General features: G+C 70.0%; 15 protein-coding genes, 1 tRNA gene and 1 riboswitch. Of the genes, 8 read left to right on the plus strand and 8 right to left on the minus strand.

The features are described 5' to 3' along the window. Positions 1-212 precede the first annotated feature (212 nt). The 3 genes from ABZU91_RS20785 to ABZU91_RS20795 all read left to right on the plus strand — a co-directional run bounded on the left by ABZU91_RS20785 (position 213) and on the right by ABZU91_RS20795 (position 2,392). Positions 213-917, plus strand: coding sequence for a dihydrofolate reductase family protein (locus ABZU91_RS20785; protein WP_355242715.1), 705 nt, complete (start codon positions 213-215; stop codon positions 915-917). Positions 918-950: 33 nt separating this feature from the next. Further along, positions 951-1,595: a dihydrofolate reductase family protein gene (locus tag ABZU91_RS20790; protein WP_355242718.1), complete on the plus strand. Its 645-nt coding sequence runs from the start codon at positions 951-953 to the stop codon at positions 1,593-1,595. A 146-nt stretch (positions 1,596-1,741) separates the two neighbouring features. After that, positions 1,742-2,392 carry a hypothetical protein gene (locus ABZU91_RS20795; protein ID WP_355242721.1) on the plus strand — a complete coding sequence of 217 codons (651 nt, stop codon included), beginning with the start codon at positions 1,742-1,744 and terminating at the stop codon, positions 2,390-2,392. A 74-nt stretch (positions 2,393-2,466) separates the two neighbouring features. Here ABZU91_RS20795 and ABZU91_RS20800 read toward each other — a convergent pair. Then, a tRNA-Gly gene (locus tag ABZU91_RS20800) sits at positions 2,467-2,540 on the minus strand. Positions 2,541-2,742: 202 nt separating this feature from the next. On the opposite strand from ABZU91_RS20800, the gene ABZU91_RS20805 reads away from it, so the two are divergent. Further along, positions 2,743-3,726, plus strand: a complete 984-nt coding sequence (locus ABZU91_RS20805) for a zinc metalloprotease (protein WP_355242724.1) — start codon at positions 2,743-2,745, stop codon at positions 3,724-3,726. A 77-nt stretch (positions 3,727-3,803) separates the two neighbouring features. Here the strand turns inward: ABZU91_RS20805 and ABZU91_RS20810 are convergent, their stop codons facing one another. Further along, a complete protein-coding gene (locus tag ABZU91_RS20810; protein ID WP_355242727.1) occupies positions 3,804-4,352 on the minus strand; it encodes a pyridoxamine 5'-phosphate oxidase family protein in 549 nt (182 codons plus the stop codon). Between the two features lie 77 nt (positions 4,353-4,429). Here ABZU91_RS20810 and dcd point away from each other — a divergent pair, with 77 nt between their 5' ends. After that, positions 4,430-5,008 carry a dCTP deaminase gene (gene dcd, locus ABZU91_RS20815; RefSeq protein WP_266247661.1) on the plus strand — a complete coding sequence of 193 codons (579 nt, stop codon included), beginning with the start codon at positions 4,430-4,432 and terminating at the stop codon, positions 5,006-5,008. A gap of 60 nt (positions 5,009-5,068) precedes the next feature. Here dcd and ABZU91_RS20820 read toward each other — a convergent pair whose 3' ends face one another. Then, positions 5,069-6,109, minus strand: a complete 1,041-nt coding sequence (locus tag ABZU91_RS20820) for an NlpC/P60 family protein (RefSeq protein ID WP_355242730.1) — start codon at positions 6,107-6,109, stop codon at positions 5,069-5,071. A 12-nt stretch (positions 6,110-6,121) separates the two neighbouring features. After that, positions 6,122-6,258, minus strand: a riboswitch (cyclic di-AMP (ydaO/yuaA leader). 235 nt (positions 6,259-6,493) lie between these two features. Here ABZU91_RS20820 and ABZU91_RS20825 point away from each other — a divergent pair. Beyond that, complete coding sequence (locus tag ABZU91_RS20825) at positions 6,494-8,449, plus strand: N-acetylmuramoyl-L-alanine amidase (RefSeq protein ID WP_355242733.1); 1,956 nt, start codon at positions 6,494-6,496, stop codon at positions 8,447-8,449. A gap of 59 nt (positions 8,450-8,508) precedes the next feature. Here the strand turns inward: ABZU91_RS20825 and ABZU91_RS20830 are convergent, their stop codons facing one another. The 5 genes from ABZU91_RS20830 to ABZU91_RS20850 form a co-directional block, all read right to left on the minus strand. Continuing rightward, positions 8,509-9,522: an NlpC/P60 family protein gene (locus ABZU91_RS20830; protein WP_355242736.1), complete on the minus strand. Its 1,014-nt coding sequence runs from the start codon at positions 9,520-9,522 to the stop codon at positions 8,509-8,511. A gap of 167 nt (positions 9,523-9,689) precedes the next feature. Continuing rightward, positions 9,690-10,691, minus strand: coding sequence for a hemolysin family protein (locus ABZU91_RS20835; protein WP_355242739.1), 1,002 nt, complete (start codon positions 10,689-10,691; stop codon positions 9,690-9,692). Continuing rightward, positions 10,684-12,006, minus strand: a complete 1,323-nt coding sequence (locus ABZU91_RS20840) for a hemolysin family protein (protein ID WP_355242742.1) — start codon at positions 12,004-12,006, stop codon at positions 10,684-10,686. Before ABZU91_RS20840 ends, ABZU91_RS20835 begins: the two co-directional genes overlap by 8 nt. A 104-nt stretch (positions 12,007-12,110) precedes the next feature. Further along, positions 12,111-14,366, minus strand: coding sequence for a (Fe-S)-binding protein (locus tag ABZU91_RS20845; RefSeq protein ID WP_355242745.1), 2,256 nt, complete (start codon positions 14,364-14,366; stop codon positions 12,111-12,113). 309 nt (positions 14,367-14,675) lie between these two features. Then, positions 14,676-14,939 (minus strand): cell division protein CrgA, encoded by a 264-nt coding sequence (locus tag ABZU91_RS20850; RefSeq protein ID WP_355242748.1) that lies wholly within the window; start codon positions 14,937-14,939, stop codon positions 14,676-14,678. Positions 14,940-15,160: 221 nt separating this feature from the next. Here ABZU91_RS20850 and ABZU91_RS20855 point away from each other — a divergent pair, with 221 nt between their 5' ends. Next, positions 15,161-15,964 carry a DUF881 domain-containing protein gene (locus ABZU91_RS20855; protein ID WP_355242751.1) on the plus strand — a complete coding sequence of 268 codons (804 nt, stop codon included), beginning with the start codon at positions 15,161-15,163 and terminating at the stop codon, positions 15,962-15,964. Beyond that, positions 15,961-17,658, plus strand: a complete 1,698-nt coding sequence (locus ABZU91_RS20860; protein WP_355242754.1) for a class E sortase — start codon at positions 15,961-15,963, stop codon at positions 17,656-17,658. The genes ABZU91_RS20855 and ABZU91_RS20860 overlap by 4 nt, the downstream gene beginning before the upstream one ends. Position 17,659: the final 1 nt, after the last annotated feature.

Consider the following 17,659-nt stretch of genomic DNA (forward strand, 5'->3'; position numbering starts at 1 on the left):
CACCCGCTACGCCAAACGAGCATCCCTTTACCGGGCCAGCCTTGTCCTCATCGCCGCCATCATCTGGCTTCCATGATCGACAGGACAGGCCCTAGTCGGCATCGCTGTGTGACTCAGGTCACAACTGGACACGGTAGGGGCGTCCTGATCGACTCCGACCTCGTTGCGAGCAGCACCCGGTGGGGTGCCGCCCGAGAGAGGGAAGAAGCGACATGACGAAGGTGACCGCACAGTTGTCCGTCTCGATGGACGGCTTCTACGCCGGACCGCAGTTCGACGGCCGCGGCGACTGGATCGACTCGGCCGAGGCCGCGGGCTTCTTCCGGATCACCCGCTGGGCCACCGAGGCGGCGGCCTGGCGCGAACGGCAGGGCTTCGCCGGCGGCGAGCGGGACGCCAACTCCGACGTGATGGCCGAGACGTTCGAGGCGGCCGGCGCGTACGTCATGGGTCGTCGGATGGCCGACGGCGGCGAGGTGCCCTGGGGTGCGGAGCCACCGTTCCGCGCACCGGTCTTCGTCGTCACCCACCGACCCCGCGAAACCCTGCTGCGCGGCGGCGGAACCAGCTTCACCTACGTCACCGACGGGGTGGCCAGCGCGGTCGAGCAGGCGCGCGCCGCAGCCGGTGGCAAGAACGTCGCCGTGGCCGGCGGCGGCAGCCTGGCACGCCAGGTGCTCAAGGCCGGCCTGCTCGACGAGTTGGAGCTGCACGTCGTACCGGTCGTGCTCGGCACGGGCCTGCGCCTGCTCGACGCCGACCTCGACCTCGGCGACAAGGAGGCGATCGAGCTGACGCCGACCCGGGTCATCCACACACCGCAGGTCACCCACATCCGGTACACGGTCAACGGTCGCGCCCCGCTCGTGCTCGACGACCGGGGTCGGGGCGGCGGAGCCACGGCGACCACCAACTGACCTGCGCTTCCATCGATCCCACGAGGAGTTCGCATGCCACAGCTACTACGGGTGCAGTGCTTCAACGTCTCGCGCGACGGGTTCGGAACCGGGGAGGGACAGAGCCTGGAACGGCCCTTCGGCCACGCCGACCCCGCCCCGCTGTTCTCCTGGCGTGCCGCCACCGCCAGCTTCGTCTACCGCACCGAGCCCGGCGGCACCCGCGGCCTGGACGACTACCTGACCCGCGACGCCGAGCACAACATCGGCGCGGAGATCATGGGCCGCAACAAATTCGGCCCCCAGCGCGGGCCGTGGGAAAACCACGAATGGCAGGGGTGGTGGGGAGACAACCCGCCGTTCCACACGCCGGTCTTCGTGCTCACCCACCACGTACGGCCGTCGTTCGCCCTGTCCGACACCACGTTCCACTTCCTCGACGCCAGCCCGGCCGAGGCGCTGGCCCGGGCGAAGGAGGCAGCCGACGGCCGGGACGTACGCCTGGGTGGAGGGGTGGCGACCATCCGTGCGTTCCTCGACGCCGACCTGGTCGACACCATGCACATCGCCGTCGCGCCAGTCGACCTGCACCGGGGCGAACGGTTGTGGGAGAGCCCTGACGAGCTGCTCGACCGCTTTCACCTGGAGTCGGTGCCCAGCCCCAGCGGAGTCACCCACCTGCTGTTCTGGAGGCGGTGACGCAGACGCCGGGCTTCTAGCAGGCTGCACGTGAAGCCCGGGTAAATCGATCACCTTGAGTAACAATTCCATCACATGGAGTTGTGCACCCCTGCGTCTGGGTAACTCGGCAGTAGAAAGAAACTCACCCCTGCAGGGGAGGAACGATGACGCGGGACAAGACCACCCAGGACAGGACCACCAGGCCCAAGACCATCAGGGACAACAAGGCCGCGATGATCGGGCTTGTCGGCGTGGTCGCTGCTGCTGCCATCGGGGCACTGATCGCCGGAATCTTCGCCCTGTTCGAGCCGGACAAGGGCAGCGGGGACACGGTCAACAACAGCCCTTGCGGCGTGATCAAGGGCAGTCAGATCAACTGCAACAATCCGCAGGGTGAGCCGCTACCCACGACGAATCAGGCTCCCACCGGAACCGGGCCGTGGCCGTTTCGGACCGTCAATACCTGGGGTGAGAGCGGCGTCGACATGGGAGCGGTCGTGCGCCCCTGCAAGGAACAGGACTGCGGTTGCGACCCTACGGTCAAGTGCCGGCTGGGCGTGGCGAAGGGCAATACCACCGTGTACGCCCGATGCCTGGCTCACTCCGACTTCACCGGGGTGCCGGGCGAGGTTCAGGACACGGTCTGGTTCAAGATTGCCTGGCCCAACAACAAGCTGAAGGCGACCCAGGTGTTCGCCCCCACCGCTCACGACCAGTACTCCGGATGGGTGAAGGGCTCGACGCTGGAGCCCGAGGGGCACAACGGCAACATCCCCGTGTGCCCCGCCGAGCCGCGTGTCGAGCCCTTCAACTGACCGGACGATCTCAGCACGGTCCAGAACGACGGAAGCCCTGGGGGGACATGTGTCCTGACCAGGGCTTCCGTGCGTGGAGCGGGTGACGGGAATCGAACCCGCACTGTCAGCTTGGGAAGCTGATGTTCTGCCATTGAACTACACCCGCGAGCGGCACCACTGTACCCGAGTCGTCGCGCCCGTGCACCCAGCCACCCCCGCGCGCCAGCTGACCACGCCCACCGCGAAGAAGTTTCCAGACGGCAACATATGGCCGTTCTCAAATGCATCGATGGGTTGTAACGTCTGCCACACGTTGCCAGCCATGGCGTGACACACCCCCTGCCGCGCCGCCAGAAAGAGGTGGGCCCATGGGACTCCGTCCCAACCTGCTGACCCGGCGTGTCGCCGGTGTCGCGTCGACGACCCTCGCGCTGCTGCTCAGCACCGCTGCGGTGGGCGTCGTTCCGGCTGCTTCGGCCTCCTCCGCAGCGCCGGGCGGCGCCTGTTCGGGGCCGGCCGGCAGCCAGGCCAATGCCCGGGCGAAGCCCGGCGCCGCAGCCCTGCACGAGCCGAACGAGCTGACCGCCAAGCAGGTCCGCGAGCGGGACGCCGACCTTGCGGCGGCATTGCGTGAACGGGCCAACTACCGGGCCGGCGCCGGCGCGACGACGCTGGCCACCGTCACCATCCCGGTGGTGGTGCACGTGATCCAGGAGAACAGCACCCGGGCCGGCGGCAACATCCCGGACTCGATGATCACCTCGCAGATCAGCGTGCTCAACCAGGCCTACGCGGGCGGGACCGGCGGCGCGACCACCGCTTTCGCGTTCCGGCTCGACAAGATCAATCGGGTGACGAACACGTCCTGGTACCCGATCGTCGACGGCTCGTCCGCCGAGCGGTCGATGAAGTCGTCGCTGCGGGTCGGCGGCAAGAACACGCTCAACATCTACCTCGGTGAGCTGAGCGACGACCTGCTGGGCTGGGCGACCTTCCCGCAGCGCAACCTGAGCAGCATGGACGGCGTGGTCGTGCTGAACGAGTCACTGCCGGGCGGCACCGCCACCAACTACAACCAGGGCGACACCGGCACCCACGAGATCGGCCACTGGCTGAACCTCTACCACACCTTCCAGGGTGGCTGCGGCGGCTCCGGCGACGGCGTCAGCGACACCCCGGCCGAGGCGTCGCCTGCATACCAGTGCCCGACCGGGCGGAACACCTGCTCGGCGACCGGCCTGGACCCGATCACCAACTTCATGGACTACACCTACGACTCGTGCATGTACCAGTTCACGACGGGGCAGGCGAGCCGCATGCTGACCGCGTGGAACGCGTACCGCGCGGCGTAGCACCCCGCACGTACATCCGGTGCCGGCTCCCTCGTGACGGAGCCGGCACCGGCGTCTTTCCGAGGAACAGGCCGTGGTCAGGCGGCCGTGTACTGGACGTCACGGCTGCGGCGGGTCGGGCGCGTCTGCGGTACGGCCGGAGCCGCGACCGCCGCCGGCGGGCTCTGCGGATCGAGCCAGACCTGGACGGCCGGATGACCGACCGCGATGCCCAGGCCGTGCTGCTCACGGCGGGTCAGCATCGCCACGTCGACGGTGAACTCGAACAGCCGCCAGTCGACCCGTGGCTCCGCCCGGGCGCTCTGCGCCAGCCGGGCCACCCGAACCGGATCGGTGACCGGTCGGGCGCGGCCCGCCACGTACGCCTCGTCGTCGCTCTCCTCCGGCGGGAACGAGTGCAGCGCGTAGCGCCCGTCCCGTTCGAGGTCGCGGCGCTTCGGCGAGTCGATGATGAAGCAGAACAGACCCTCGTCGGTGATGACCGGGGAGACCGGGTGGACCCGGGGCCCACCGTCGGCGCGGACCGTGGCCAGGTAGCCGAAGCCCGGCCCGTACTGCTGCAGGAGAACGCGAATCCCATCGGCGAGGCGGGGCTCGTCGGCGGCGAAATCGGACCAGGAAGCCATGCGGGCATTCTATCGAACAAATGTACGAGGAGCGACCTCGACACGCTGGTCACCGCCCACCTCGCTAAGGTGGTCCGATGCTGCTCTCCGACCGCGACCTGGTCTCCGAGATCAAGGCCGGCACGCTGGGCCTGGAGCCGTTCGAGCCCACCCTGGTCCAACCCTCCAGCATCGACGTACGACTCGATCGGCTGTTCCGGGTCTTCAACAACCATCTCTACACCCACATCGACCCGGCCATGCAGCAGGACGACCTGACCTCGGTGGTCGAGGTGCCCGACGGCGAGCCGTTCGTGCTGCACCCGGGAGAGTTCGTGCTCGCCTCGACACTGGAGGTGATCTCGCTCGGCGACCAGCTCGCCGGCCGGCTGGAGGGTAAGTCCAGCTTGGGCCGCCTCGGCCTGCTCACCCACTCCACCGCCGGGTTCATCGACCCGGGCTTCTCCGGGCACGTGACGCTGGAGCTGTCCAACGTGGCGAACCTGCCGATCACCCTCTGGCCGGGCATGAAGATCGGCCAGCTCTGCATCTTCCGGCTGTCCTCGCCGGCCGAGCACCCGTACGGCTCGGTGGTCTACGGGTCGCGTTACCAGGGTCAGCGGGGGCCGACGCCGAGTCGTTCCTGGCAGAACTGGCGCGCCTGGCCGACGAGGTAGGAGACGACGAGGGCCCGCCGCGAGCGGATCGCGACGGGCCCCGACCGCGTCCCGCGTTTCTCAGCCGGGACGGCCGTAGCTGTGGATGGGCCCGTCGTCGGCCTTCTTCATCTTGACGGGCACCCCGGCCTGCGAGGCGTGCACCACCCAGCCGTTGCCGACGTACATGCCGACGTGGTGGATGTCGCTGTAGTAGAAGACGAGGTCACCGGGGCGCAGGTCGCCCTTGCTGACGTTCCTGGTCACCCGGCTCTGCGCGGCGGCGTTGTGCGGCAGCGACACACCGGCCTTCGCCCAGGCGGCCAGCATCAGCCCGGAGCAGTCGTACGACTCCGGCCCCTCGGCGCCCCACACGTACGGCTTGCCGATCTGGGCGCAGGCGAACTTCACCGCGATGCCGGCAGCGCCACCCGGATAGCTGGCCGGGCAGGGCGCCGGACGCAGCGGACCGCCGCCGCCGTTGCCGTACACCTTGAGGCGCTGCTTCTGCAGCCGGTCGATCTCCTCGTTGATCTGCTTCTTCTTCGCCGCCAACTGCGCCTCGGTCCGGGTCAGCTGGGCGACCATCTCGTCCAGCGGCGCCTTCTGCCGGGCCAGCTCGTCGCGGAGATCGGCGACCTGCCGGACGTCCTGCTGCTGGTTGTGGGCGAACCGGTCGAGCATCTCGAGTTGCCCGACCACCTCACTCGGCGAGCGGCTGCCGAGCATCGTGTTGACGGTCGACAGGTTCTGGCCCATGTACGCCCGTACGGCCAGCGCGCTCACCTTGTTCATCGCGGCGTCGACCTGGCGCTCCAGGGGCGCGATGCGAGCGGCGAGCGTGTCGGCCTGCTTGCGCTTGAGGGCCAGGTCGGCTCGGGTGGCGTTGTGCCGCTCGATGATCGGTTCGAGCTTGTTCCAGTCGGCGTCGATCTGCCGTTCGATCTCGGCGACGGACGGGTCGGCCTGGGCCACCGTGGCGCTGCCCGTCAGGACGACGGCGACGCCGACCAGGGCGGCGAGTGCGGTGGTGAAGCGGGACCAGCGTGGGCGCGGCGCGATCGACGTCGGGTCGGCCGGAGCCGACCGCTCGGACGACGGCCGCGGGGCATCAAGGGCCACCGGGTTCCGTACTCCTTCTTCCTGACCGCCTACCGGGTTAGCTGACGGGTTCGGGCGGGAAGTGGGCGCCCTACCGCAGTGGCTGCGGATTCACCCCAGGGAAACGTGGGTCCCCGGCTCGCTCGGAAGCGACTCGGCGGTGTCGGTCCGTTACCGCCCGGGATGGGCAGACCTGCTACCGGGCCGACAAATGACCAGAGTAGAGACGGCCGTTACCGATCCGCAACCCACGCGTCCGTGACACTCCGTACCGATTGGAGCGGGCCGCCGAGCGTAGGTGAAGGTTTCTTTCTGCATGTTTTGAAACATGGAAAGGTATTGACGTGGACTCCCGTGCGGCGCGAAGGTGACCGCACTGACACCAGTTCACATGTAGGGGGTTCGATGAAGCGTCCGACCCTGCTCGCCGTCGCGGTCCTCACCGCCACAGCGGCCGTACCACTGCACACCGGCCCCGCCTCCGCTGCGCCCGCCGCCGACCGCCAGCAGCAGTACGCTGCCGCGGCGACCGAGTACGGCGTCCCGATCGACGTGCTGCTCGGCGTCTCCTACCTGGAGTCCCGCTGGGACAGCAACGCCGGTACGCCGAGCACCAGCGGCGGCTACGGCCCGATGCACCTGACCGATGCCCGGCACGTGACCGCTCTGCCCCGACGCGGCCACCACGACGCCCCGGGGGAGGACCCGCGTGGCGACGACTCCCGCCACGCTCTGACGCCCGCCCCGGCCGCCGACCCCGCGCCGCCCACCGCCGCCCTGCAGACCGTGGACGCCGCCGCCACGCTGACCGGGGCCACGACCGAGGCGCTGCGCACCGACGCGACGACGAACATCCGGGGCGGGGCGGCGCTGCTGGCCGCGTACCAACGGGAGGTGGGCGCGCCCGTCGGCGCCGGCACCGACCCGGCCACCTGGTACGGCGCGGTGGCCCACTACGCCGGCGCGGACAGCGCCGATGCCGCGGCGGCCTTCGCCGACGAGGTCTTCACCACGATCGGCACCGGCCAGACCCGAGTGACCGACGACGGCCAGCGGGTCACGCTGCCGGCCCGCGCCGTACGACCCGAGCGATCCTGGCTGGACCGGCTGGGCCTGCGGCGACTCGCTCGCCCGGACGGACTGGAATGCCCGCCCACGGTGTCCTGTGAGTGGATCCCCGCCCCCTACGCGGCGTTCGGCGACGGCGACTACGGCAACCACGATCTCTCCGACCGGCCCGCCCGGCAGAAGATCGAGTACATCGTCATCCACGACACCGAGGCGAGTTGGGCGACCACGCTCCAACTCGTCCAGGACCCGACCTATGTGAGCTGGCACTACTCGCTTCGCTCGGTGGACGGGCACGTCGCCCAGCACGTCCGGACCAAGGACGTCGCCTGGCACGCCGGCAACTGGTACGTCAACGCCAAGTCGATCGGGCTGGAACACGAGGGCTTCGCCGCGCAGGGCACCTGGTACACCGAGGCGATGTACCGGACCTCGGCGAAGCTCGTCCGGCACCTCGCGCTGCGGCTGGGCATCCCGCTGGACCGCCAGCACATCATCGGCCACGACAACGTGCCCGGCACCACCGCGGCGACCGTGCGGGGGATGCACTGGGACCCGGGGCCCTACTGGGACTGGACGCACTACCTCGACCTGCTGCACGCGCCACGGCTCGACACCGGCACCCCGGCCACCGGGCTGGTCCGGATCGACCCCGACTACGCGACCAACCAGCCGGCGTTCACCGGCTGCGTCACCCCGGGGACGCCGTGCGCGCCGCGCGGCTCGTCGTCGGTGATCCTGCACACCGCGCCGTCGGCGGACGCGCCGCTGGTCAACGACATCGCGCTGCGTCCCGACGGCACCCCGGACACGATGGACGTGTCGGACCACGGCGCCCGCGCCTCCGCCGGCCAGACGTACGCGCTGGCCGGTCGGCAGGGCGACTGGACGGCCATCTGGTACCTCGGACAGCGGGCCTGGTTCCACAACCCGACATCCGCGCCGACCGCCGCCTGGACCGTCGGAATGGTGGTCACCCCGAAGCCCGGCCGGGCGACGATCGGAGTGTACGGGCGGGCGTACCCGGAGCAGGCGGCCTACCCGGCCGGCGTGCCCTACCAGACGATCTCGCCACTGCAGTACACCCTCGCCGCCGGTCAGCGGTACGCCGTCGGCACCGTGCTGCAGAGCGAGTACTACCGGGCCAGCACGTTCGACGGTTCGTCCCCCGGCGACTGGACGGTGATCCGGGGCGAGAAGCGGTACGTGCAGATCCAGTTCGGTCATCGCATCATGTACGTCGACCTCGCCGACGTACAGCTCCTGCCGTCACCGGTGGGCGCACCCCGCTGAGAAGCCACGACGGCCCCCGGTCGGTGTGACCGGGGGCCGTTCGTCGTGCCTGGTGCGGATCAGCCGGGTCTACGGAACCCCGCGACGGGCATGGTGTTGATGCTCGACACCATCACCGGTTTGCCGGCGCGTGGTGCGTGCACCATCTGGTTGTTACCCAGATACAGCCCGACGTGACTCAGGCCGGAGTAAAAGAAGACCAGGTCACCGGCGCGGGCGTCGGCGCGCGAGACGGCCTTGCCCTCGTTCCACTGGTCACCCGTGTGGTGGGTGAGGTAGATCCCGGCCGACTTGTAGGCGTACTGGGTCAGGCCCGAGCAGTCGAACGAGTTAGGACCGACCGCACCCCAGACGTACGGGTCGCCGACCTGCTGGCAGGCGGTCCTGATCGCCTTCTGCGCCGCCGCGGAGACCACGCCGTTGATGGTCGGGCAACCCGCGGTCTTGACAGTGGTCTTCGGCATCGACGCTTCGAGCTTCTTGATCTCGGCGTCGATCTGCTTCTTCTTGGCCGCCAGGTCGTTCTGCTGCTTGGTCTGGGTGGCGATCAGCGCGTCCAGCTTCTGCTTCTCGCCGTCGTACTTGGCCCGGACGGCCAGCACACCCGCGACCTGCTTGCGCTCCTGGGCGGCGAGCCGGTCGAGGAGGGTGAGCTGCTCGGTGAGCGTGTCCGGCTTGGCGCTGACCAGCAGCGCGCCGATCTCCTGCGACGGGCCCGACATGTAGTAACGGGAAGCGAGGTCACCGACCCGGTTGAGCGCCAACTCGCTCTGCAGGGCCAGCGGCTCGATCTTCTTCTGCAGCGCTGCCGACTTGCTCTTGTTGACCTTCAGTTGCGCCCGCACCTTGTTGTACTGCTCGATCGTGGGCTCCAACTGCTCCCACTTCTTGTCGATCTGCGCCTCGATCTCGTCGACCGTCGGCTCGGCCTGCGCCGGCACGGCGAGCATCCCGGCACCGACTGCGGCGGCCGCGACCAGCACGAGCAGACGGTGGGCGACCCTGCGCAGACCGCCCGGTCGAACGGACAGCCCTGGTGCGTGACGATGAGGGGGCATGGTTGCCACCGGCACCGACTCCTTTGCAACCGACCGCCGGGCGCCTCGCTTGAGGGAAGGGCCGAGGCAGACGACCCACAGCGGTCGGAGCACAACATTAGGGAAGCGCCGGACCGGAATCAAGGCGAGCCGAGTCACCGTCACTGTCGCGCAACCACTTGCACACCATGTGTGTTGGTCATTTAACCAACGATTGCGGTCAATACATCATCGAGTGTCACCACACCGAGTGGACGACGGCCGTCACTGACCAGCACCATGTGCCGCCGTTCCCTGCGCATCGCGAGCAGCAGATCGGCCAGCGTACGGTCCGGTGGCACCACCGCCAACGGCCGGTACACCTCGGCCGGCACCGGTGCTCGGCGACCCTGTCCGGCGTACCCGAGGACGTCCTTGACGTGCACGAAGCCCAGCACGCGACGGGTGGACCGCTGCACCACCGGAAAGCGGGACCGACCGGTACGGGTGGCCAGCACCTCCAACGACGCGGGCGAGACGTCCTCGGCCACCGTCATCACCGTCGACCACGGCTGCAGGGCGTCGGCCGCGGTCCGGGTGTGCAGGGCCAGAGCGCCGGTGATGCGGGCGTGTTCCTCGGCGTCGAGCAGTCCCTCCGTACGCGCCTGCGACACCAGCCCCGCCAACTCCTCGGCGGTGAACACCGTCTTGACGGCCTCCGTCGCCTCGATGCGCCACAGGGCCAGCACCCGGCGGGCGGCCCACTTCATCGCCAGCAGCAGAGGCTTGGTGGCCACGCAGAACGCCAGCATGGCCGGGCCCAGCCAGAGCGCGGAGACCTCCGGGCCGGCCAGCGTGATGTTCTTCGGCACCATCTCGCCCACCACCGTGTGCAGGAAGACGACGACACCGAGCGCAAGCACGAACGCCACCGGGTGCACCGCGCGCTCGGGCAGACCGATGGCGTGGAACGGCGACTCGAGCAGATGGGCCAGCGCCGGCTCCGCGATCGCGCCGAGGCCCAGCGAGCAGACCGTGATACCGAGCTGCGCGCCGGCGATCATCAGCGGGATCTGGTTCATCGCCGACAACGCCCAGCGGGCCCGCTTCGAGCCGGCCGCCAACGGCTCGATCACCGTCCGACGGGACGCGATCAGGGCGAATTCACTGCCCACGAAGAAGCCGTTGCCGAGCAGCAGCAGCACGGCCACCAACAGCTCAGTCATCGGCGTCCGGATCCGCCGGAAGCAACACCCGGACCTGCTCGATCCGGTGCCGCTCCACCTCAACCACGGTGAACTCCCAGCCGTCGGCGTCGACCGTCTCGCCGGGCAGCGGAATGTGCCCGAGCCGCGCCAGCAGGAAACCGGCCAGCGTCTCGTACGGCCCCTCGGGCAGCCGGAAACCCGTCTGCTCGACCAGCTCGTCGGAGCGCAGCACACCGTCGACGAGCACGGTGCGCTCACCGCCCGGCACGGTCAGCTCGAACGGCTCGACGTCGTCCACGGTGGCCGGATCGAACTCGTCGGCGATCTCGCCCACCAGCTCCTCGACCAGGTCCTCGATCGTCACCACGCCATCCGTGCCGCCGTACTCGTCGACGACGATGGCCAGGTCCGCGCCGGCCGCCTTCAACGCCGCCAGCACGCCGTCCAGGTCCAGGCTCTCCGGCACGTACACCGGTTCCCGGGCCACCGCGGCGACCATGGTCGACCCCCGCGCGGCCAGCGGCACGCCCAGCGCGTCCGGCACACCCGCCACGCCGGTGACGAGGTCGAGGGTCTCCTCGTACACCGGGAAGCGGGTCCGCCCCGTCCGCCGGGACTCCTCCAGCAGCTCGGCCACGGTCGCGGTGGCCCGCAGCGCGACCACGTCGACCCGCGGGGTCATCGCCTCGGCCGCCCGCTTGTCGCCGAACCGGATGGTGCGACGCAGCAGCATCGCCGTGTCCGGTGGCAGCGCGCCCGCGCGGGCCGAGATGGCGGCCAGCAGGCCCAGTTCCTCCGGCGAGCGGGCGCTCGCCAACTCCTCCTGCGGCTCCACGCCGAGCGCCCGGACCAGCCGGTTCGCCGAACCGTTCAAGCCCCGGATCAACCAGCCGAACGTCCGGGAGAAGGTGTGCATCGGCCCGGCGGTGGCCAGCGCGGCGGGCATCGGCCGGGCCAGCGCCGCGTTCTTGGGCACCAGCTCACCGAAGAGCATGGAGAGGAGCGTCGCCAGGGCCAGCGCCAGGAACGGGGTGAAGCGCTCGGTGTTCTCCCCGGCCACCGGACGCAGCAGCGGGGTGAAGATCCGGGCCAGCGCCGGCTCGGCCAGGTAGCCGGTGAGCAGGGCGGTGATGGTGATCCCGAGCTGCGCCCCGGAGAGCTGGAAGGACAGCTCGCGCAGCGCGGTGCGTACCGTCCGGGCAGCCTCGTCGCCGGCGGCGGCCCGCCTGTCGATCTCCGCGCGGTCGACCGTGACCAGGGCGAACTCGGCCGCGACGAAGAACGCGTTGCCGGCGGTCAGCGCAACGAAGCCGACCAGCGGCAGCAGCGTCATCAAGAGCAGGCCGTCGATGTCCCCTCACCTCGGCGAGATTCTTGCACGGCGGCGACGACCCCTGCGGGCCGCCGCCACCGATGTGCAGAACCCAGGTGTACGCGTCAGCCGGCGACCGCCGTCGACTCCTTGTCGCCGCGCGGCTGTTCGGGCTTGACCGAGCGCAGCAGGACGCTCGCCACGTCGATGACCTCGACCTGCTCGCCGGCGCCCTTGCCGTTGACACCGTCGTTGAGCATGGTCGAGCAGAACGGGCAGCCCACGGCGACCGTCTTCGCCCCGGTGGCCATGGCCTCCTCGACCCGGTCCACGTTGATCCGCTTGCCGATCTTCTCCTCCATCCACATCCGGGCGCCGCCGGCGCCGCAGCAGAAGGAGCGCTCGCTGTTGCGCGGCATCTCGATCAGGCCGCTGTCGCGGCCCGTACCGGACCGGATCGCTGCGTCACCCTGGCCATCTCCGGCTCCGCCTCCGATGGCGGTGCCCAGCACCTCGCGGGGGGCGGCGAAGACCCGGTTGTGCCGGCCCAGGTAGCAGGGGTCGTGGTAGGTGACACCGCCGTCGACCGGCTGCACCGGGGTCAGCTTGCCGGTGGACACCAGGTGGGCCAGCAACTGGGTGTGGTGCACCACCTCGAACTCGCCGCCGAGCTGGCCGTACTCGTTGCCCAGCGTGTTGAAGCAGTGCGGGCAGGTGGCGACGATCTTGCGCTTGACCTTCTCGCGGCCCTCGAACGCCTCGTTCAGCGTCTCGACGTTCTGCTGGGCGAGCATCTGGAAGACGAACTCGTTACCGATCCGGCGGGCCGGGTCACCGGAGCACGTCTCGCCCTCGCCGAGGATCGCGAAGCTCACGCCGGCCTCGTTGAGCAGCGTGGCGACCGCGCGGGTGGTCTTCTTGGCCCGATCCTCGAACGCGCCGGCGCAGCCGACCCAGAACAGGTACTCGAAGTCGTCCACCTCGCCGACCCGCGGCACCTCGAAGTCGAGGCCCTTGGTCCAGTCCTCGCGGGTGTTCTGCGGCGCGCCCCACGGGTTGCCCTTGTTCTCCAGGTTGCGCAGCATCACGCCCGCCTCGGAGGGGAAGCTCGACTCGATCAGCACCTGGTAGCGCCGCATGTCGACGATGTGGTCCACGTGCTCGATATCCACCGGGCACTGCTCGACGCAGGCGCCGCAGGTGGTGCAGGACCAGAGGACGTCGGGGTCGATGACACCGCCCTCTTCGGCGGTGCCGATCAGCGGCTTGTCACCCTCGGCGAGCGACAGGACGTCCAGGTGCGCGAGCTGCGCCTGGGTGGCCTTCTCCTCGCCGGTGAGGTCCTTGCCGCCACCGGCCAGCAGGTAGGGGGCCTTGGCGTACGCGTGGTCGCGCAGGCTGAGCACGAGCAGCTTCGGCGACAGCGGCTTGCCGGTGTTCCAGGCGGGGCACTGCGACTGGCAGCGCCCACACTCGGTGCAGGTGCTGAAATCCAGCAGGCCCTTCCAGGTGAACTGCTCGACCTGGGCCACGCCGAACTGGTCCTTCTCCGGGTCGGCCTCCTCGAAGTCGAGCAGCTTGCCCTGGCTGGTCATCGGACGCAGGGGGCCCAGCCCGGAACCGGCCGGCTTCTCCGGGTCGCGCTTGAAGAAGATGTTGGGGAACGCCAGGAAGCGGTGCCAGGCGACGCCCATGGTGACGTTCAGCGAGATGACGATCAGCCAGGTCATCGAGATGACGATCTTGATGAGCGCGGCGACGCTCGCGCCGTCCGACCAGTCCGGGAGGATCGCGCCGACCGCGTGGCTGACCGGGGTCGCCCAGACCGGGTACTCGAAGTGGTCGGTGGCGACCTTGAAGCCCCGGATCACCAGGCCGAAGATCAGGACCAGCAGCACGATCCACTCGACGAAGTAGCCCTGCCACATGGTCGAGCCGGTGAAGCGGGAGCGACCGCCGGGCCGGCTCGGCCGGTTACGCAGCCGGATCGCCATCAACACCAGGATGCCGGCCAGCCCCAGCACCGTGATGATCTCGGTGGCCAGCCCGAAGACGGTCCAGTGCCCGATGAGCGGCAGTCGGCCGGTCGGCGTGACCACCTCGAAGTACGCCTCGAGCACCAGCAGGGACAGCACGATGAAGCCGACCATCACGAACCAGTGGGCGGCACCCACCACACCCCACTTGAGCATCCGGGTGTGGCCGGCGGTCTCCACCAGCATCTTGCTGGTGCGGGCGCCCTTGTCGGCGAACCGCTCCGGAGCGGGTTGCCCCAACCGGATGACGGCCGTCATCTTCATGACCGCGCGCACCGCCAGCCACACCGCCACGGCAGTGATGCCAGCCGCGAGGATCGTGGTGACGATCTGGACGCTGCCCATCGAGTTGGCCTCCCCGGTCTGCTGCTCGTCGAGCGGTTCAGCAACCGGGGCCGGGGCAGGAAGCGGCCAACATCGCGCCGCCGCCACACCCGCGACCGGACCGGTCGATGACCTCGCTCCGCTCGGTCATGCAGTGCAGCCTACGCGCAAGGTTACCCAGCAGTAACGTGAGTCATCTCGCAGTAGGCCGCGCTGCCTGCGGACACCATAGGGTGCCCGGCCCGGTCCTGCCGGGCAGGGGCTCGGCGGGTGATGGGGATCCTGCGGTCCGGTGGTGGATCCCGGGGTGCGGTGGCGCCCCGACCGGGCTCAGCGCCAGCGGGAGAGCAGCACCAGCGACGCGACCATCGCGCCGAAGCCGACCGCCAGGTTCCAGTACTGCCATGAGGCGACCGGGTACTCCTGCTCGGAGAGGTAGTAGACGACAAGCCAGCCGATGCCCGCGACGATCAGGGCGACCGCGGTGATCGGAAGCCACACCGGGCTAGGCTTGCGCGACGTCGCCGTCGTCGTCGGACGGACGTCCGTCGGCGGCGTGTACACCTTCTTCTTGCGGACCTGAGACTTGGGCACGGCGCTCTCCAGAGGGGGTGACGACCTCGTCCGGCCTGACAACCGGACGCGGAGGCGACGGTTCATGGCCAATAATGTTCGACAGCTAGCGTAGTCCCGAACGGCCGCCTGGACCACGAATGGGGTCAGGCAGGTACATGGAGTGACCGAAAAGGGCGGGACTGTTCGCATCACGGCCCAGCCGTCACGAACTTATCCCCGACACGCGGAAGGAACGCTCGGTGGAGTACACATCCGGCGCCGCCTCCTGGCAGAAGGTCCTCCGACGGGCCGTCGCCGGGCTGCTGCCCCGGCGGCCACGCCAACGGCGACCAGGCTGGTCGATCGGGGTTCCCCTGATCGCCGCCGCGGCAGGGCTGCTGTTCACCACCACCGCGACCACGGCGGGCGGTACCGCCCTGAGGGAGGACCGGCGGCCCCAGCTCAACCAGCTCATCGAGGAGCGGCAGCAGCAGGTCACAGCGAGCGAGCGCCGCGCTGCCACCCTGCGGAACGAGGTCGAGCAACGCACCAACACGCTCGCCGACTCGGACGCACCGATCAAGGCCCAGCAGAACCGCGCCCAACGCAGCCTCCAGGCCGCCGGATTCACTCCCGTCAGCGGCACGGCCGTGACGGTCGAGCTGAACGACGCACCCCAGCACAACGACGAGGCACACTCCGACGCCACCAACGACGACCTGGTCGTGCACCAGGGCGACGTACAGGCGGTGGTCAACGCGCTCTGGGCAGGTGGTGCCGAGGCCATGTCAATCATGAACGTCCGCGTGCTCGCAACCAGCGCGGTACGCTGCGTCGGTAACACCCTGCTGCTGCACGGCCGGGTGTACTCCCCACCATTCAAGATCGTAGCAATCGGCGATCCCGCTGCACTTCAGCAGGCCCTCGCCAGCTCTGAGGGAGTCCGGTTGTTCAAGGACGCTGTCGACGACTACCAACTCGGCTACAAGGAGTCCGTCTCCACCGTGACCGTGCCGGCCTTCGAGGACTCGACCGCCCTGCGCTCGGCGACGGTGCCCAGGTGAGCGACCCCGAGGACCGGCGCGACGGGCGACACCGGGACCAGGGCGACGAACCGACGGCCTTCCTGCCCAAGGTCAACCGTCCCGAGCCGGGACGCGCCGAACCGGTCCCGGGCCATACGGAGTCGTCCCCGGGCCGCGTCGAGCCCACTCCGGGCCGGCCGCCGACCGGCAACTGGCCCGAGCCTGTGCTGCCCACTCGCCCACGGACGACCCGCCCGCCGGCCACCTTCGAGCCGCCGAACCCGACCGGTCCGTCCCCGGTCGACCGTTCCGCCCCGCCGCAGGCGGGCCACCACGCCCCTGCCGCGCGCGCCGACAACGCCGCGCCGCCGAGCGCCGGACGACCCGACCCGCAGCGCACCCCCGGCCACCCGGCCCCCACGGCGCCGCCGCGCTGGCCGGGCATCCTGGCGGCCGACGTCGCACCGCGCGGCGACTCCCCCGCTCCCGGCGGGCCGGCCGCACCTTCCCCGCAGGGACCGGTCCGACCTGCCGCCCCGGGCACCGACCCCACGCGGTCACCAGCGGCGGGAGGGACGGCGGCGAGCCGTCCCTCGACCGCCGGCGCACCGACCACGCCGGTCGACGCTCCCGGCACCCCGACTTCCGGCGACTTCGGTCGGCCCGGTCTGTCGACACCCGCAGCGCCCTCCACGCCTCCGGTCGGGGACGCGCCGACCGCGTTCCTCCCGAAGGTCGCCGCCGGGTCCACTCGTCCGACCAGCACGTCGAGCACTCCCATCTCCCCGGCCGGGTCCAGTCGCACCGATGACCCGAACGCCACCGCGGTCATCCCCGCCGTGACCAAGGGACCGACGCCCCGGCCGCCGGCCATGGACTCGACGGCGCTGATGGGCGCGGTTCCCCGTACGCCCACCCCCGACGACCCGGCCGGCGCGGACGACGGCGCCGCCGAGCCGCCCCGACCGCGTCGCGGGGAACGGGTCGTCCAACTCCGGCCACACCAGACCGGCGAGGGTTACAAGAGCGTCTACTCCGAGCTGACCCGCCCGTCCCTCGCCTCCCGGTTGCGGACCGGCATCCGGGCCACCGGCGAGGTTCTGATCACCTTCGGCCTGGTGGTGCTGCTCTTCGCCGGCTACGAGGTGTGGGGCAAGTCCGCCGTCGTCGACGCCCACCAGAACGACCTCAGCAGCCAACTCGCCGAGGAGTGGGGGCCGACCGACGACCCGACGGTCGTTCCGTCCACGGGCCCGAGCGCCAAGCCTGCCCCACCCGTGCGCGGCAAGCCGATCGCCGGCCTCTACATACCCAAGCTCGAGAAGAACTGGGTGGTGGTCGAGGGCGTCACCCAGGACGACATCCGGTACGCCCCGGGCCACTACCCGACCAGCGCGCTGCCCGGCAAAGTCGGCAACTTCTCCGTGGCCGGCCACCGCAACCGGGCCACCTTCTGGAGGCTGGACGAGCTGCACGACGGCGATGCGATCGTGGTCGAGAGCAAGACCGACTGGTTCGTCTACCGGGTGGCACAGACCCGGATCGTCAAGCCCACGCAGGTCGAGGTAGTGGCGCCGGTGCCCGGCGAGCCAGACCAGAAGCCGACCAAGCGGATGCTCACGTTGACCACCTGCAACCCGAAGTGGGACAACTACCAGCGCCTGATCGTCCACGCCGAGTTGGACCGGACCCAGCCGAAGTCGGCCGGCCGCCCGACGGAGCTGGGAGGCTGAC

The organism is Micromonospora sp. NPDC005174 (genome assembly GCF_040608495.1).
Taxonomy (GTDB): Bacteria; Actinomycetota; Actinomycetes; order Mycobacteriales; family Micromonosporaceae; genus Micromonospora.

Bases quoted from the DNA above. Each gene is read 5' to 3' on its own strand.
- ABZU91_RS20785 (WP_355242715.1), top strand. From the start codon at position 213: ATGACGAAGGTGACCGCACAGTTGTCCGTCTCGATGGACGGCTTCTAC.
- ABZU91_RS20790 (WP_355242718.1), top strand. From the start codon at position 951: ATGCCACAGCTACTACGGGTGCAGTGCTTCAACGTCTCGCGCGACGGG.
- ABZU91_RS20795 (WP_355242721.1), top strand. From the start codon at position 1,742: ATGACGCGGGACAAGACCACCCAGGACAGGACCACCAGGCCCAAGACC.
- ABZU91_RS20805 (WP_355242724.1), top strand. From the start codon at position 2,743: ATGGGACTCCGTCCCAACCTGCTGACCCGGCGTGTCGCCGGTGTCGCG.
- ABZU91_RS20810 (WP_355242727.1), bottom strand. From the start codon at position 4,352: ATGGCTTCCTGGTCCGATTTCGCCGCCGACGAGCCCCGCCTCGCCGAT.
- dcd (WP_266247661.1), top strand. From the start codon at position 4,430: ATGCTGCTCTCCGACCGCGACCTGGTCTCCGAGATCAAGGCCGGCACG.
- ABZU91_RS20825 (WP_355242733.1), top strand. From the start codon at position 6,494: ATGAAGCGTCCGACCCTGCTCGCCGTCGCGGTCCTCACCGCCACAGCG.
- ABZU91_RS20835 (WP_355242739.1), bottom strand. From the start codon at position 10,691: ATGACTGAGCTGTTGGTGGCCGTGCTGCTGCTGCTCGGCAACGGCTTC.
- ABZU91_RS20840 (WP_355242742.1), bottom strand. From the start codon at position 12,006: ATGACGCTGCTGCCGCTGGTCGGCTTCGTTGCGCTGACCGCCGGCAAC.
- ABZU91_RS20845 (WP_355242745.1), bottom strand. From the start codon at position 14,366: ATGGGCAGCGTCCAGATCGTCACCACGATCCTCGCGGCTGGCATCACT.